The organism is Bacillus sp. CH_48 (assembly GCF_038008465.1).
Lineage (GTDB): Bacteria > Bacillota > Bacilli > Bacillales > Bacillaceae_G > Bacillus_A > Bacillus_A thuringiensis_S.
Window position 1 is genome coordinate 1,554,990 of record NZ_JBBOZF010000001.1, and the last position, 15,639, is coordinate 1,570,628.

A 15,639-nucleotide genomic window follows, 5' to 3' on the forward strand; every position below is an offset into this window, starting at 1 on the left:
AAGCCCTCATAAAGCGAGGGCTTATTTTTTATTCTTGATAAGAATGCTCTAATTCATCAATTAATGAACCAACGTAAGAAACAGCTTTACGGATTGCATCTGATTTTGACATATCTACTCCGGCATGTTTCATTAGTTCAAGTGGTTTCATTGTACCACCAGCGCGAAGCACATCTAACCAGCGATCAATAGCAGGTTGTCCTTCCTCTTTAATCATTTGAGCTATTGCAGTAGCTGTAGTGAGGCCTGCGGAATATGTGTAAGAATATAGACCCATATAATAATGAGGCTGACGCATCCAAGTTAAGCCCGCACCTTCATCGATTTCTACAGAATCTCCCCAGAATGTCGAAAGGACATTTGTTTTAATTTCAGTTAAAGTTGTAGCTGTAAGGGCCTGTCCTTCTTCTGCTAGAGCATATACCCTACGTTGATATTCACCCTCAAGTAAATGAGTAACAAAGTTGTGATAATATGTGCCGAGTAGTTGTAGAATGACCCATCTGCGCATTCTCTTATCGTCAGTAGTCGCTAGTAAATGCTGAGCTAATAGTAATTCATTCATAGTTGATGGTGCTTCAACAAAGTACATAGATGGGCGTACGTTCATGATACGTTGGTTTTTATTTGCTAAATAGAAATGACCAGCATGTCCAAATTCATGTGCTAATGTGAAGCATCCACGCATCGTATTTTGCCATGTAATTAAAATATAGGGATGAGAGCCGTATGGACTTGAGCAAAATGCCCCGGTTGATTTGCCTACGTTATCTGCAAGATCTACCCATCTTTCTTTGAATCCTTTTTGGATTATTGAACTATATTCATCGCCTAATACTTTTAAAGAATCTTGAATGAGCGTGCCTGCTTCTTCATAAGTAATAGCTGGATTAAATTCGGGATCTAAAGGTGCATGTAAGTCGCAGAAAAGCATTTGATCGAGTCCTAATACTTTCTTTTTTAAATCTGCAAAACGGCGCATATGAGGTGCTAATTCTTTATAAATAATATCAAGTTGGTTGTTATACATTTCAAGTGGAACTCTTTGTGGTTCTAATAGCATATGGGTAACGGATTCATATTTACGTAAACGAGAAAGTGTTACTTGTTTTTTAACTTCAGTAGCATATGTTGTGGCAATTGTATTTTTATATTGTTTTAGTGTGGAAACAAATGATGAATATGCTTTTCGACGTATATATGTGCTTGGAGAAAATTCATATTTGCTTTCAAATAATGAGAATGAAACAGGGAGTTCGTTTCCTTGTTCGTCTTGTATAGAAGTGAAATCCATATCGGCCAATTTAGTCATGCCGTAAATTTTGTATGGAGAACTATGAACTTCGCCAAGTGCAGCAAGTGCTTCTTCTGTTTCAGGAGAGAGTGTGTGCTGCCTTTTTTTGAGTATCTCTAGTAACGACTTACGGAAAGGTTCAAGTTTTGTTTCGTCAGTTAAATATTTTTCAATTGTTCCTTCTTCAAGTGAGAGAATTTCATTATGGATAAAGGATAGTGCAGTATGTACTTTCGTCCATAAAGCAGAAATTTTGGAAGAGTTCGCTTGAATAACTGGATTTGTACGATCAGTAGATTCTTTTAAATTTGCATATGAATACAGTTTTGTTAACTTCATTAAAAGCTCTTCTTCTAAAAGTAGGCAATTTAATAAAGTTGTGGAGTTGGTATGTAAACGTCCTTTAAATGTATCAAGTTTCTGTATATCATTTTCTAATACGTTTAATGCGGTATGCCATTCGGCATCAGAATTATACAAATCGGATAAATCCCATGTTAGTTCAGCAGGCACCTCTGCGCGATTAAGGCGATTTTCCATTACATTTTTCAAGTCTATCTCCTCCTCATTAAGACTATTTAAAAACATGATACTAGAAAATTCAATAAAATAAAAATATTTTATGTTTTTATATATTAAAAAGAAGGACAAGCACTTTTATGCTTGTCCTTCTTTTTAAATTTAAGAATTAATATACTTTATCGCCGTTGAAAATCGAGTTTTTCACGACAACATAATCTACAGTACGAATAGCATCTAATTTTGTTCCGCCAGCGTAAGAGATAGAAGATTGAAGATCTTGTTCCATTTCGATTAACGTATCTTCTAAAGAACCTTTATGCTCAACGAACATTTTCTTACCTTCAACGTTTTTCTTCTCACCCTTTTGGAATTCAGAAGCAGAACCGAAGTATTCTTTATAAAGTTTGCCATCTCTTTCGATTGTTTCCCCTGGAGACTCTTCGTGACCAGCGAATAGAGAACCGATCATGACCATAGTTGCCCCAAATCGAATAGATTTAGCTACGTCGCCGTGTGTACGAATACCACCATCAGCGATAATTGGCTTACTTGCAGCTTTTGCACACCAGCGAAGTGCAGCTAGCTGCCAACCACCAGTTCCGAAGCCTGTTTTAATTTTAGTAATACAAACTTTACCAGGTCCAATACCAACTTTTGTTGCATCAGCACCAGCATTTTCTAATTCTCTTACCGCTTCTGGAGTTCCAACGTTTCCAGCGATAACGAAGCTCTCTGGTAAATGCTTTTTTATATGTTGAATCATGTTGATCACAGCATTAGAATGACCGTGTGCGATATCAATCGTGATATATTCAGGTGTAATTTGCTCAGCAGCTAATTGTTGTACGAATTCATATTCGTCCTCTTTTACACCAACGCTGATAGAAGCGATTAATCCACGTGATTGCATATCTCTAATGAATGAGATTCGTTTCTCTGGTTGGAAACGATGCATGATATAGAAGTAATTGTTTTCAGCTAAATAAGTTGCGATTCTTTCATCAATAATCGTTTGCATATTTGCAGGCACGACAGGTAATTTAAATTTATGTTTTCCTAAAGTGACAGTTGTATCACATTCAGAGCGGCTATTTACAATACATTTTGCAGGAATTAATTGAATATCTTCATAGTCGAATACGTTTTCCATCATTTACACCCCTAAAATACGAATATTTTATTTTTATTAATCAAAAATGTTCGTCCATAGGATAATTTACATTATTTTTATTAAGAAGTCAAAGGATTTCTTAACATTTTTTGAAAAACTAGATGTTACATCTGAAAAATAACGTTAAAAACGAATTTAAAATGTATTTTTATTTATATTGTTCGTTTATGGTAAAGATTGAAAAGTTGAGATAATTATATAAGGTTGTATGTATTCTTTTTATTTTTTTGGAGTGGGATGGAGGATACCATGAAAGAGTCAATGCTAACAATACGAGAAAAAGATGTTATCAATTAGTTGAACAATATATGAAATGATAAGGTTTATTTCTATATAAAAAGAGGAATCTGGTATGAACCACCTTTTTATGTAAGGTTTCAAGTATAATAAGTAGGGTAATAGTAACGTATACAAAAGATAAAAAAGAAAATAATACATAATAAAATGAGGTTAATATATGAGTAAAAAAAGTTTTTCTGATTATAAATTAAGTAAGGAAATTGTAAGGGCACTTACTGGGTTAGGATATGATCATCCAACAGAAGTACAAGGTGAGGTTATTCCAGTCGCATTACAAAAGAAGGATCTTGTTGTGAAGTCTCAGACTGGAAGTGGAAAAACAGCTTCATTTGGTATTCCACTTTGTGAAATGGTGGAGTGGGAAGAGAATAAACCACAAGCATTAGTTTTAACACCAACGAGAGAGCTTGCGGTGCAGGTAAAAGAAGATATTACAAATATAGGTCGATTCAAAAGGATTAAGGCTGCGGCAGTTTATGGGAAATCTCCATTTGCACGTCAAAAATTAGAATTAAAGCAAAAGACACACATTGTAGTTGGGACTCCTGGTCGTGTATTGGATCATATTGAGAAGGGTACCCTTTCTTTAGAGTGTTTGAAGTATTTAGTTATTGATGAAGCAGATGAGATGTTAAATATGGGCTTTATCGATCAAGTAGAGGCAATTATTGATGAATTACCTACAAAAAGAATGACAATGTTATTTTCAGCAACACTTCCAGAAGATGTTGAAAAATTGTCTCGTACATATATGAATTCACCAACTCATATTGAAATTAAAGCAGCTGGGATTACAACGGATAAAATTGAACATACTCTTTTTGAGGCGATAGAAGACGAGAAGTTTTCACTACTTAAAGATGTAACAATGATTGAGAATCCTGATAGTTGTATTATTTTCTGCCGTACACAAGAAAATGTAGATCATGTATATAGACAGCTAAAACGAGCTAATTATCCTTGTGACAAAATACATGGTGGTATGGTACAAGAAGATCGTTTTGAAGTCATGGATGATTTTAGAAAAGGAAAATTCCGTTATTTGGTAGCAACAGACGTAGCTGCGAGAGGAATTGATATTGATAATATTACACATGTTATTAATTATGATATTCCACTTGAAAAAGAAAGCTATGTACATCGTACTGGAAGAACGGGACGAGCTGGAAATAGTGGAAAAGCTATTACATTTATAACACCATATGAAAATAGATTTTTAGAAGAGATTGAGGATTATATTGGTTTTGAAATTCCAAAGGCAATTGGACCTTCAAAAGAAGAAGTTATGAAAGAGAAAGCTGCATTTGAAGAAAAGATACATGCTAAACCAATTATTAAGAAAGATAAAAATGCGGACATAAACAAAGGCATTATGAAGCTGTACTTTAATGGCGGGAAGAAAAAGAAAATTAGAGCGGTAGATTTCGTCGGTACAATTGCTAAAATTAAAGGTGTTACAGCAGAAGATATAGGCATTATTACGATACAAGATAACGTTTCTTACGTTGAAATATTAAATGGAAAAGGACCACTTGTCTTGAAAGTCATGAAGACTACAACGATTAAAGGGAAACAATTAAAAGTTCATGAGGCAATTAAGTAAATAAAAAACTATCCACTTTAATAGGTGGATAGTTTTTTATTTATGATTTTTTCAAATCATCAACTAGTTGCTCTGCTAAACGTCTATACATATTACTCATAGTCACGAAGGATGTTAATAGTAGAAATTTTTCTAGCTTTGTACCTTCTAAGGAAGAAATCTTATTTACTTCTGTAACACGTTTATTTACGTCTTGTTTAAAGTTTTCGACATTGCTTGCAGTAAGAGCAAGATAATTTTTATATAACGCATTTAATTCAAATGAATCATCGTTTAATAAGGAGTCATTTATATTTTCTAATGAACTTTTTATGTCGTTAATGGAGAGAGCTCCCTTTAATTGGTAAATCAGGCTAATTAAAATCATATGCTCTTTTGAATACTTTTTATTTTTGATAGGGATGAATAGTTTCCCTTTTGCGTAATTATTAATCATCGTTTTTGTTAATACTTTTTCATCATCAGTTCTCGTTGTATCTGCATAAGTATTCTCAAATAGTTGGACAACTTGGTCTACATATAAGTCAACATTTGGAATATCCTCAAGTTTAATATTTTTTTCTAAATGTAATGTCTCAAGTAATTCATTTATATTTTCCACGTAGAATCCCTCACTTTTATAACTTAGTGGAACTTAATGTTTAATATATCTTTAAATATGGTATTACGAAACAAATGAATTGTAAATGTTGACCTTAAAAAGAAATGTGTATATAATTACATGTAGTTATCAAAACTACATGTAATTATATGAGGGGTGTTATTATGAATACTTATGTAAGGGAACCAGTTAACGCATTTACTCACTTAGGTGGAGCGATCTTATCATTTATTGCCTTATTAGCTATGCTTGTGAAAGTTTCTATTAAGATGCCATCATTTGCTGCAATTACAGCTGTTATTTTGTTTGGTATTGGAATGATGGTCCTTTATGCGGCGTCAGCTGTGTATCATAGTGTTGTGGCCAATGAACGTGTTATTTACTTCTTTAGGAAGCTAGATCATTCTATGATTTTTATATTAATTGCAGGTACATATGCACCCTTTTGCTTAATTACATTAAATTCAGCAAGTGGTTTGCTATTATTTTGTTTAGTCTATGCAACTGCGATTTGTGGTATTGTGTTTAAAATGTTTTGGTTTAATTGTCCAAGATGGTTATCGACAGCAATTTATATTACGATGGGTTGGTTAATTGTTTTGTTCTTTGCACCGTTAGCTGAGAATTTAAGTACAGGAGGTATTGTTTTCTTAGTACTTGGGGGCATTTTTTATACAATTGGTGGATTTATTTATGGCACAAAGCCAAAATGGCTAGAGTTTAAATATATGGGACATCATGAAATTTTTCATGTTTTTGTATTATTAGGTAGTCTTGCGCATTTTCTAAGTGTATATTGTTACGTAATTTAATAAAAAAAACGCCACATAATTTTTATTATGTGGCGTTTTTTTTATTACCTGATTAGAATCGTATATGTTATAAAATTATTATGGGATAAAATGTAAGTTTCTGTGTTCGCATGTTAAACATAGGATAAGAAATATGTGATATACTTTGAGAAGTTTATAATGAATGAAATATGGAGGACTATAATTATGGCAATACTTGTAACAGGTGGAGCAGGATATATTGGTAGTCATACATGTGTAGAATTACTAAATAGCGGTTACGAAGTTATAGTAGTGGATAATCTTTCGAATAGCTCGGTAGAATCCATAAATCGAGTGAAAGAAATAACAGGAAAACAATTTAAGTTTTATAAAGAAGATGTTTTAAATCGCGAAGCGCTTGACGCAATTTTTGAAGAAAATGTAATTGAAGCAGTTATTCACTTTGCAGGATTTAAAGCTGTAGGGGAGTCAGTAGCGATTCCATTAACATATTATCATAACAACATTACAAGCACGTTAGTGCTATGTGAAGTAATGCAGAAACATAATGTAAAGAAGATGATCTTTAGTTCATCTGCAACTGTATATGGTATCCCGGAAACGTCACCGATTACGGAGGAGTTTCCATTAAGTGCAACAAATCCATATGGTCAAACGAAATTAATGATTGAGCAAATTATGCGTGATGTAGCATTTGCAGATGCAGAATGGGGTATCGCATTACTTCGCTATTTCAATCCATTTGGTGCACACGAAAGTGGGCGTATCGGAGAAGATCCAAATGGAATCCCAAATAACTTAATGCCATATGTAACGCAAGTAGCAGTAGGTAAGTTAAAAGAATTAAGTGTATTCGGAAATGACTATCCAACGAAAGATGGAACAGGAGTCCGTGATTACATCCATGTTGTGGACTTAGCAAATGGTCACGTAAAGGCGCTTGAGAAAGTAATGAGTACAACAGGAGTAGATGCTTATAACCTGGGCACAGGCATGGGCTATAGTGTACTAGAGATGGTTGAAGCATTTGAAAAAGTTTCGGACAAGAAAGTTCCTTATAAAATCACAGAGCGTCGCCCAGGTGATGTGGCAGTATGTTTTGCTGATGCATCGAAAGCAAAGCGTGAATTAGGCTGGGAGGCAACACGCGGATTAGAAGAGATGTGTGCAGATTCTTGGAAATGGCAATCAAATAATAAAAATGGCTATTTAGAAGTTTAATGATGAATAAAAAAATGACCTTTGCTTAAAAGCAAGAGGTCATTTTTTATATTCATTTTTTATTAAGTTTATTACCTAACCTAGAAAAGAACGTTCCCTGTTTTATAGGAATATTTGACTGGCAACACGTGTAGGAATCGATACTTTCAATATTAGTAAAGGTATTGTTATAAATAAGGAAAATTATCGGAAAGGATATAGATGAGGGATCAACTGCCTGTAAAACCCCAACTGATTAAAGTTTTATTTTATGATCAGCCAGCAACACAAGAGCAATTTCAGCGAGCATATGTAAATTTATTAAAAGAAATTAAAGGTTTTGATTCAAGCCTATTCCTTATACAAAATTGAGGATTTGAAACAATCAAAAACTGTTAAGGGTTACTATCGCGTTTTAGGTCCGTAATACAATTTTCTCATAAGAAAGAATGTATTACGGACCACCACCTATTACATAATAGGAGGAATTAATGAATTCGAACAAGTTGTTTGTGATATACTGTGTTTCCCTCTTGACTTGTATATGGTGGGAGACTTCGTCCGAAACAATTTGCAATAATATTGGAGTGAGCGGGATAAGAAATACGTATTTCATACAAATCAATAGTCTCATCTAAATTAGCATAAAAGACTGCGAGATGATTGCCTTGTAAAACATATGGGAATTCTACTTCTGCATTTTCACCAATTAATACAGGTAACTTTACAGGATTAGAATAATTAGACCAATCCCACACTTCTATATTTACATAGTGAGCGTAATATGCATCTAAATTTACAATGTTTATGACCGCTGAAATAGTTGCAGGTTCTCTTGTTAATACACCTGTAGAGTGAAAAACAGAATGATTTGGATAATGAAGAGGCATAAATATCAAACCTTTCTTAAAATGATAGGATTTTACAATATCTTATGCTAGAAGGTAGTAGAATGAGATAGAGGAATGTATTATTTTATTCATTTTTTATGGAAATTGAAAGCGTATTATTGAAATGTATTCCAACACTTGTATCATCGCTAGAGTCCGTTTATAATCAAGGAATCCTAGTTCATGTTTTGATAGGATTATTTATTATTGAAAGCGTTTTAAGTTCGCTCCTTTTTAAGGTAGGAGGTCTGACTTATATAGATGAAAAATTATGTATGTAGTTTTAAATGGGAAGAAAAATAATATAAGTATCACTTTATAGTGTGGGGAGGTTAAAAGTGTGAAAGGTAAAGATTTTCACACGAGTATATATGGGTTATGTAGGATTATTACTTTCAGGGGCAGCTTTATTTTTAAATAGTCTTGTTATATTAGGGAAAGCAGAGATGAAAAGTGCGGGTGTTTTTAATTTATTTGTGGGTGCACTACAAATTATTATTCCGTTTTATTTGATCATGATTTCTGACCAAAGCAATTGGACAGTGTATTCATATGCGGCTACTTTCTTATTTGGATTAACCTATTTATATGTAGGTGTTACTTTTATAAAGGGAATGGATAGTAGTGGTCTAGGATGGTTTTGTATTTGGGTAGCAATTATAGCCTTATTCTATATGGTTGTTTCATTTGTTCAATTTCATGATGTTGTTAATGCGTTAACATGGTTTATGTGGGCATTACTTTGGTACTTATTCTTTGTGCTAAATACACAAAAAAAGAATATTAATCAATATCTCGGAAGAATCGCCTTCGTACAATCATGGGTAACATTGACTTTACCTTCACTATTTTATTTTATGGGAGTGTGGGGAGAGGGATTTGTATATGAACTATGGGTTTATGTATCAGTAATTTCTATTTTGTACTTTTGTTATTGTATTTTTAAATATAGAGTCCGTTAATATATTATCTGCATAAAAGCATGGAATCGTTAAACTGATTTCATGCTTTTTTTTATAGTAGCCTTTTATAATAAAAGAAGTAGTATTTTATAAATTGCAAAAATGGGGATGATGAAATTGAAGAAAGTGTTGGTGCTAGGAGGAACAAGATTTTTTGGTAAACATTTAGTAGAGTACCTTTTGCAAGCTGGACACGATGTAACAATTGCCACGAGGGGAGTTACTGAAGATTCTTTTGGTAACGCAGTAAAAAGAATAATTGTCGATAGAGAAGATGGAAAACTACTAGAAGAGCGTCTAGAAGGAAAAAGTTATGATATTGTATACGATAATTTATGCTATAGTTCAAATGCAGCGAAAATGGTATGTGAAGTTTTGAAAGGAAAAACGAAGAAGTATATTATGACATCTTCAATGGCTGTCTATGAACCTGCATTAAGCTTGTTAGAAGAGGACTTTAATCCATACGAATATGCAATTACATATGGAGATAGGAATGATTTTAATTATAGTGAAGGAAAGCGATTAGCCGAAGCGGTTTTATTTCAATATGCAACATTCCCAGTCGTTGCAGTGCGTTTTCCAGTTGTTATTGGAGAAAATGATTATACGAAAAGGTTACAATTTTACGTTGAATGTGTTGTGAACCAAAACCCTATCGTTGTGGATCATGTAGATGGAAATTTGTCATTTATACATGAAAAAGAGGCAGGAGAGTTTCTAGCTTGGTGCGGAATGGAAAATGTGAAAGGACCAATTAACGCCTGTAGTAACGGGGTAGTTTCTACGGAAGAAATTATTCATTTCATAGAAGAGAAGACGGCAATAAAAGCACTTATCCAGGAAGCTGGGGAAAATATAGCTCCTTATAATGAGGTAACTAACTGTACGTTACATAATGGAAAGGCTCGTGAATTTGGATTTTTGTTCCGAGAGCTGAAAATAGAAATAAAAAATGTTTTAAAACATTATATAAATACAATGAAGTAATCATAAATCCCCCGGTGGCAATCCGGGGGATTCTGGAGGATTTCGACAATACTGATTTTACATTACCAAATTTACCTTATACGTACGACTAATGTTTTTGCGATTGAATTGCTTGTAAATACTTCTCGTTTACTTGGTCCCAGTTTACTGTATGCCACCAGTTGGTAACAAACTCGGGGCGCCGATTTTGATACTTTAAATAATAAGCATGTTCCCATACATCAATTACGAGTAAGGGGATTTTTCCTTCTTGCAAAGGCGTATCTTGATTTGGTGTACTCATAACAGAGAGTTCCTCACCGTCAAGAACAAGCCATCCATAGCCACTTCCAAAACGACTAATAGCTGCTTTGGAAAGTTGATCTTTTAAGTTGTCAAAGGTATTGAAATAATAATCAATTACTTTTGCAACGTCTCCATTAGGCTCACCGCCACCTCGTGGGCTCATCACTTCCCAAAAAAGACTATGACAATAGTGACCACCACCGTTATTTCGTACAGCTGTAACAATTTCCTTCGGTAAAGCATCTAAATTACATAGCAATTCTTCTAAAGATTTATTATGTAATTCAGTATAATTTTCTAAAGTAGCATTTAAATTGTTTACGTATGTCGCATGGTGCTTTCCATGATGAATGGAAAGTGTATTGCTATCGATATGTGGCTCTAGTTCATCATAGTCATATGAAAGCTTTGGCAATTGAAATGAAGACATAACATTCCCTCCTTTCTATTCAAAAGTTGGTCTAGGTAAAAATACTTTACCTGAGTCAAAAATACACTCATTTTCTATGGAAGTCAATAGTAAGTTCGTTAATTTTCTGAAAAATATTACAATAAAAGTAACACTCTCGCTTTCATTTGTGACTCCTATCCTTTTTGCTTATACTGTAAAGTATCAGGGTTTTGTTGAAATAGAAGGAGATTGTTTATGAGTGAAACGAAACAATTAATAGAGGAAGCAAGTAATTTTATTACGATTTGTTATAAAGAGCTTCATAAAGAACAATTGATAGAAGAACGTATAAAAGAAATTCAAATTGAGGTAGAGAAGACAGGGACATATGAGCATACATTTGAAGAACTTGTTCATGGTTCACGAATGGCATGGCGTAACAGTAATAGATGTATTGGAAGACTATTTTGGAGTAAGATGCACATATTAGATGCGCGCGAAGTAAATGATGAAGAGGGTGTATATAATGCATTAATTCATCATATTAAATATGCAACGAACGACGGGAAAGTTAAACCAACCATTACGATTTTTAAGCAATATCAAGGTGAGGAAAATAATATACGAATTTATAATCACCAATTGATTCGATATGCAGGATATAAAACAGAAATGGGAGTGATCGGTGACTCTCATTCCGCTACATTTACGGACTTTTGTCAGGAGCTTGGCTGGCAAGGAGAAGGTACGAATTTCGATGTATTGCCACTTGTGTTTTCTATAAACGGGAAGGCGCCTACATATAAAGAAATTCCGAGGAAAGAAGTAAAAGAAGTGCCAATTGAACACCCAGAATACCCTATTTCATCACTTGGAGCAAAATGGTATGGGGTTCCAATGATCTCGGATATGTGCTTAGAAATTGGCGGTATTTCTTATACAGCTGCTCCGTTCAATGGATGGTATATGGGAACAGAAATCGGGGCGCGCAACTTAGCGGATCATGATCGTTATAATTTACTTCCGGCTGTTGCGGAGATGATGGATTTAGATACATCGAGAAACGGTACGTTATGGAAGGATAAGGCGCTAATTGAGTTGAATATTGCCGTACTACACTCTTTTAAAAAACAAGGAGTTAGTATTGTTGATCATCATACTGCTGCACAACAATTTCAGCAATTTGAGAAGCAAGAAGCTGCTTGTGGTCGTGTTGTAACAGGTAATTGGGTGTGGCTTATTCCACCATTATCTCCAGCTACCACTCATATTTATCACAAACCGTATCCGAATGAAATTTTGAAGCCAAATTTCTTTCATAAATAATATTTAGTGCAGTTTTTTTCTGCAAAATATAATTTTTTTAATTACTGTTATGTAGCAAATGGAAGCCTTTACTCTCGGTTATTTTTGGAAGAGGATTTTTGAACCAAGGAGTTCCTTATGTTATAATCAAATTTCTGTTTCGAAGACCTTATAGAAATATAAGGTCTTTTGTTTTGCTTTTTTATGTAAGAGAAAGAGATTTTTTCTTTTTAATAAGGGATTTGGCATATTTTTAGGGACAACATAAGTATGTGGGAAGTCGATAAAATGTTATGCATATATAATTATTTTGTTTTGGGTTTAAACAATAAAACATAATAAAGTTGTTTTTTTAGATTGCTGAGGAAGGAGGAAGTGTAAATGAGGATGAAGAGTCGAAAAACTGATTGGCCTGTATTTATTATTAGCGGTGGTTCACTTTTATTATTTGTAATTGCAGTTTTTTTGAACAAGGATTATGTAGAGAGTGCGATTAATAACAGTTTCGCTTTTTCAATTAAATATTTTGGTGCCTTCTGGCAAGTTTTATTATTAGGTACATTTATTGTTGCGATGTGTATGGCGTTCTCCAAATATGGGAGAGTTAAACTTGGGGGATTAGAAAAACCTGAGATTAGTACGGCAAAATGGCTTGCTATTATTATGTCTACATTACTTGCCGGAGGTGGCGTTTTTTGGGCAGCAGCAGAGCCAATGTACCATTTGATGACGGTGCCACCAATACATGATGGTATATCTGCTGGAACGAAAGAAGCAGTCATGCCTGCTTTAGCACAAAGTTATATGCATTGGGGATTTTTAGCATGGACGATTTTAGGTACAATTAGTGCGGTAGTTATGATGTATGGACATTATCATAAAGGTATGCCGCTAAAACCTCGAACGCTTTTATATCCTATTTTTGGGGAAAAATTAAGAAAGAGCCTGCTTGGAACGATAATTGATGCAGCTGCAATTATTGCAGTAGCTGCAGGTACAATTGGCCCCATTGGATTTTTAGGTTTACAAGCAAGTTATGGGTTACAAGAATTATTTGGAATTTCTGATGTGTTTACTACTCAATTGGCAATTATTGTTTGTGTAGTGGCCGTGTCTACCATATCGGCAGTAACAGGTATTGATAAAGGGATTCAAATTATAAGTAATTTAAATGTTAGATTAGCAATTTTGTTAATGGCATTCATATTACTATTTGGGCCAGGTGGATTTATTATTGATTCGTTTGTTTCTTCGTTTGGATTTTATGTAAGTGAGTTTATACCGATGAGCACATACCGTGGTGATACAAGTTGGTTAGGATCTTGGACAATCTTTTTCTGGGGATGGTTTATTGGATACGGACCAATGATGGCAATTTTAGTGAGTCGAATTTCAAGAGGGAGAACGATTCGAGAAATCATCGTTGCAATTGGAATTATCGCACCTATTATTACAACGTTTTGGTTTACTATATTAGGTGGATCAGGTGTGTTTTATGAGTTAATGAATCCTGGTTCTATCTCGGACGCATTAAGTGAATCTGGTATGCCGGCAGCTATGATTGCAATTACAGGGCAATTGCCACTTTCTAATATTATTGGACCAGCATTTCTTTTATTAACAATTTTATTTGTAGTGACAACAGGAGATTCAATGGCGTATTCCATTTCAATGGCAGTGACTGGAGACGGAGATCCTAGAATTAGTTTGCGAATATTTTGGTCGCTTATTATGGGAGCAGTTGCAGCAATTCTTTTATATATGGGTGAAGGAAGTATTAATGCGCTACAATCGTTTATCGTAGTGACGGCAGTTCCGGTATCAATTTTATTATTCCCAATGCTATGGTTAGCGCCTAAAGTTGCGGGAGAATTAGCATTAAAACAAGGTATTGTAAAAGAAGAAGATAAAACTGCATTCTTATTTCAGAAGGCTAGTAAATCAAAATAAATAAAAACGTAAAAGAGGAAGCATCTTAAATAAGATGCTTCCTCTTTTACGTTTAATCTAATACTTTTCCCTTTGTTTCTGGTACACATATTAGCATTGTAATTAACCCGATTGGGTAGATGATAAAAATCAAGGACAATGCTCCAAGCAGGTTGCCGCCTGTAGCGAGTAAGCCGATAATAACAGGCCCAAATCCAGCTAACCCACGTCCTGTACCGAAAATAAAGTTTTCTGCGGTAGAGCGAGCTTCAGCAGGGTAGTTTTCAGCTAAAATTGCCCCAAACCCTCCCATCATTCCATTTGCAAAGAATCCAAGCAATGCACTTCCCCATAATAATAATGTGGAATCTGTGAATAAGAAGAAGTAAATGAGACAGTATACTGTACCACCAATATAATAAATTGCAAAAGTTTTACGACGACCAATTTTATCAGCCAGAATACCAAAGATTGCAATTCCAATTAGCATACCGATGGTAGAAATGAACATCCAGCCACTCGCTTTTGCTAATGTATAGTTATATTTATTTGCTAAAATAGTTGGCATCCATGTGAAGATGCCGTAATATCCGAAGTTCTGGATAAACGACATAATAATAAGACCGATTGTTGTGATTGTTACTTTTTTATTGGCAAATAATTTTCGAAGTGGGAATTTTTTTATATGTTTTAGTTGTTCTGCTTCAGTAGTTGTTAATTTACCTGTAGCTTCTTTTTGCAATAGTTCGTTTTTGTAGCGTTGTTTTTGCTCCCATATTTTCGGTTCACTTAAACTTTTACGGACATAGACAGCTAGTAAAGCTGGAATTAATCCAAATAAGAAAACGGCTCTCCATCCAAAGTGTGGGACAATAAATGCTGGAAGGAGTGAAGCAATCAGTACACCAAATTGCCACCCAAGTGCAACAACAGATGTCGCTTTAGCGCGCATTTCTTTAGACCATGTTTCTGTTACAATGGCCATTCCGATTCCGAATTCACCACCAACTCCCATTCCAACTAAAAAGCGAAGAATTAATAATTGCCAGTAGTCTGTTGCGAAATAAATGAGTGCGGTTGCTAGTGAAAACAGTAAGATTGTGAAGGCCATTGTACGAATACGGCCAAATAAATCAGCAATAAATCCAAATAAATAAGAACCAATTAACATCCCTATTGTGGTAGCTAATGTTAAGTTTCCACCTTCAACAGGACTTAAGTGAAACTCTTTTAAAATATAGACAAGTACGAAAGATAATAGCAACATATCTAAACCTTCTGCTGCATATCCTAGCGCAGAACCAAATAATGTTTTATACCTTTTCGCTTTCGTCTCCTCTGTTGTTTGTTGTACATCAGTAGTGACGTTCATTATTACTCCTCCTTATTTTCTACAGTCGCT

At 34.4% G+C, this 15,639-nt stretch carries 13 protein-coding genes; 7 read left to right on the forward strand and 6 right to left on the reverse strand.

Translation table 11 applies throughout. The annotated features are described in order from the left end of the window. Positions 1 to 28: 28 nt before the first annotated feature. The gene (gene pepF / locus N2V92_RS07700; protein WP_000800233.1) at positions 29 to 1,846 is read right to left on the reverse strand and encodes an oligoendopeptidase F; all 1,818 of its coding nucleotides are present in this window, start codon (positions 1,844 to 1,846) and stop codon (positions 29 to 31) included. A gap of 136 nt (positions 1,847 to 1,982) precedes the next feature. Continuing rightward, positions 1,983 to 2,966: a GMP reductase gene (guaC, locus tag N2V92_RS07705; RefSeq protein WP_000432438.1), complete on the reverse strand. Its 984-nt coding sequence runs from the start codon at positions 2,964 to 2,966 to the stop codon at positions 1,983 to 1,985. Between the two features lie 478 nt (positions 2,967 to 3,444). Here guaC and N2V92_RS07710 point away from each other — a divergent pair, with 478 nt between their 5' ends. Then, positions 3,445 to 4,890, forward strand: a complete 1,446-nt coding sequence (locus N2V92_RS07710) for a DEAD/DEAH box helicase (protein WP_000039346.1) — start codon at positions 3,445 to 3,447, stop codon at positions 4,888 to 4,890. Between the two features lie 40 nt (positions 4,891 to 4,930). On the opposite strand, the gene N2V92_RS07715 is transcribed toward N2V92_RS07710, so the two are convergent. Then, positions 4,931 to 5,491 carry a DUF1836 domain-containing protein gene (locus tag N2V92_RS07715; RefSeq protein WP_000427875.1) on the reverse strand — a complete coding sequence of 187 codons (561 nt, stop codon included), beginning with the start codon at positions 5,489 to 5,491 and terminating at the stop codon, positions 4,931 to 4,933. A 164-nt stretch (positions 5,492 to 5,655) separates the two neighbouring features. Between N2V92_RS07715 and trhA the strand changes: the two genes are divergently transcribed. Together trhA and galE are read left to right on the forward strand one after the other, a co-directional pair. Next, positions 5,656 to 6,303 carry a PAQR family membrane homeostasis protein TrhA gene (trhA, locus tag N2V92_RS07720; RefSeq protein ID WP_001099726.1) on the forward strand — a complete coding sequence of 216 codons (648 nt, stop codon included), beginning with the start codon at positions 5,656 to 5,658 and terminating at the stop codon, positions 6,301 to 6,303. A gap of 186 nt (positions 6,304 to 6,489) precedes the next feature. Further along, positions 6,490 to 7,506, forward strand: coding sequence for a UDP-glucose 4-epimerase GalE (gene galE / locus N2V92_RS07725; RefSeq protein WP_016078231.1), 1,017 nt, complete (start codon positions 6,490 to 6,492; stop codon positions 7,504 to 7,506). A gap of 467 nt (positions 7,507 to 7,973) precedes the next feature. Here the strand turns inward: galE and N2V92_RS07730 are convergent, their stop codons facing one another. Beyond that, positions 7,974 to 8,375, reverse strand: a complete 402-nt coding sequence (locus tag N2V92_RS07730; RefSeq protein WP_001128270.1) for a hypothetical protein — start codon at positions 8,373 to 8,375, stop codon at positions 7,974 to 7,976. Positions 8,376 to 8,746: 371 nt separating this feature from the next. On the opposite strand from N2V92_RS07730, the gene N2V92_RS07735 reads away from it, so the two are divergent. Both N2V92_RS07735 and N2V92_RS07740 read left to right on the forward strand, forming a co-directional pair. Then, on the forward strand, positions 8,747 to 9,337 hold the full coding sequence (locus tag N2V92_RS07735) for an AmiS/UreI family transporter (RefSeq protein WP_000542567.1): 591 nt from the start codon (positions 8,747 to 8,749) through the stop codon (positions 9,335 to 9,337). Positions 9,338 to 9,439: 102 nt separating this feature from the next. Further along, positions 9,440 to 10,327 carry an NAD-dependent epimerase/dehydratase family protein gene (locus N2V92_RS07740; RefSeq protein WP_042596800.1) on the forward strand — a complete coding sequence of 296 codons (888 nt, stop codon included), beginning with the start codon at positions 9,440 to 9,442 and terminating at the stop codon, positions 10,325 to 10,327. A gap of 88 nt (positions 10,328 to 10,415) precedes the next feature. On the opposite strand, the gene sodA is transcribed toward N2V92_RS07740, so the two are convergent. Beyond that, positions 10,416 to 11,042 (reverse strand): superoxide dismutase [Mn], encoded by a 627-nt coding sequence (gene sodA / locus N2V92_RS07745; protein ID WP_000094037.1) that lies wholly within the window; start codon positions 11,040 to 11,042, stop codon positions 10,416 to 10,418. 216 nt (positions 11,043 to 11,258) lie between these two features. Here sodA and N2V92_RS07750 point away from each other — a divergent pair, with 216 nt between their 5' ends. Together N2V92_RS07750 and N2V92_RS07755 are read left to right on the forward strand one after the other, a co-directional pair. After that, positions 11,259 to 12,329: a nitric oxide synthase oxygenase gene (locus N2V92_RS07750; RefSeq protein ID WP_000005086.1), complete on the forward strand. Its 1,071-nt coding sequence runs from the start codon at positions 11,259 to 11,261 to the stop codon at positions 12,327 to 12,329. Positions 12,330 to 12,689: 360 nt separating this feature from the next. Further along, the gene (locus tag N2V92_RS07755; protein WP_001242450.1) at positions 12,690 to 14,258 is read left to right on the forward strand and encodes a BCCT family transporter; all 1,569 of its coding nucleotides are present in this window, start codon (positions 12,690 to 12,692) and stop codon (positions 14,256 to 14,258) included. A 52-nt stretch (positions 14,259 to 14,310) separates the two neighbouring features. Here the strand turns inward: N2V92_RS07755 and N2V92_RS07760 are convergent, their stop codons facing one another. Next, positions 14,311 to 15,609 (reverse strand): MFS transporter, encoded by a 1,299-nt coding sequence (locus N2V92_RS07760; RefSeq protein WP_016078229.1) that lies wholly within the window; start codon positions 15,607 to 15,609, stop codon positions 14,311 to 14,313. Positions 15,610 to 15,639 lie beyond the last annotated feature (30 nt).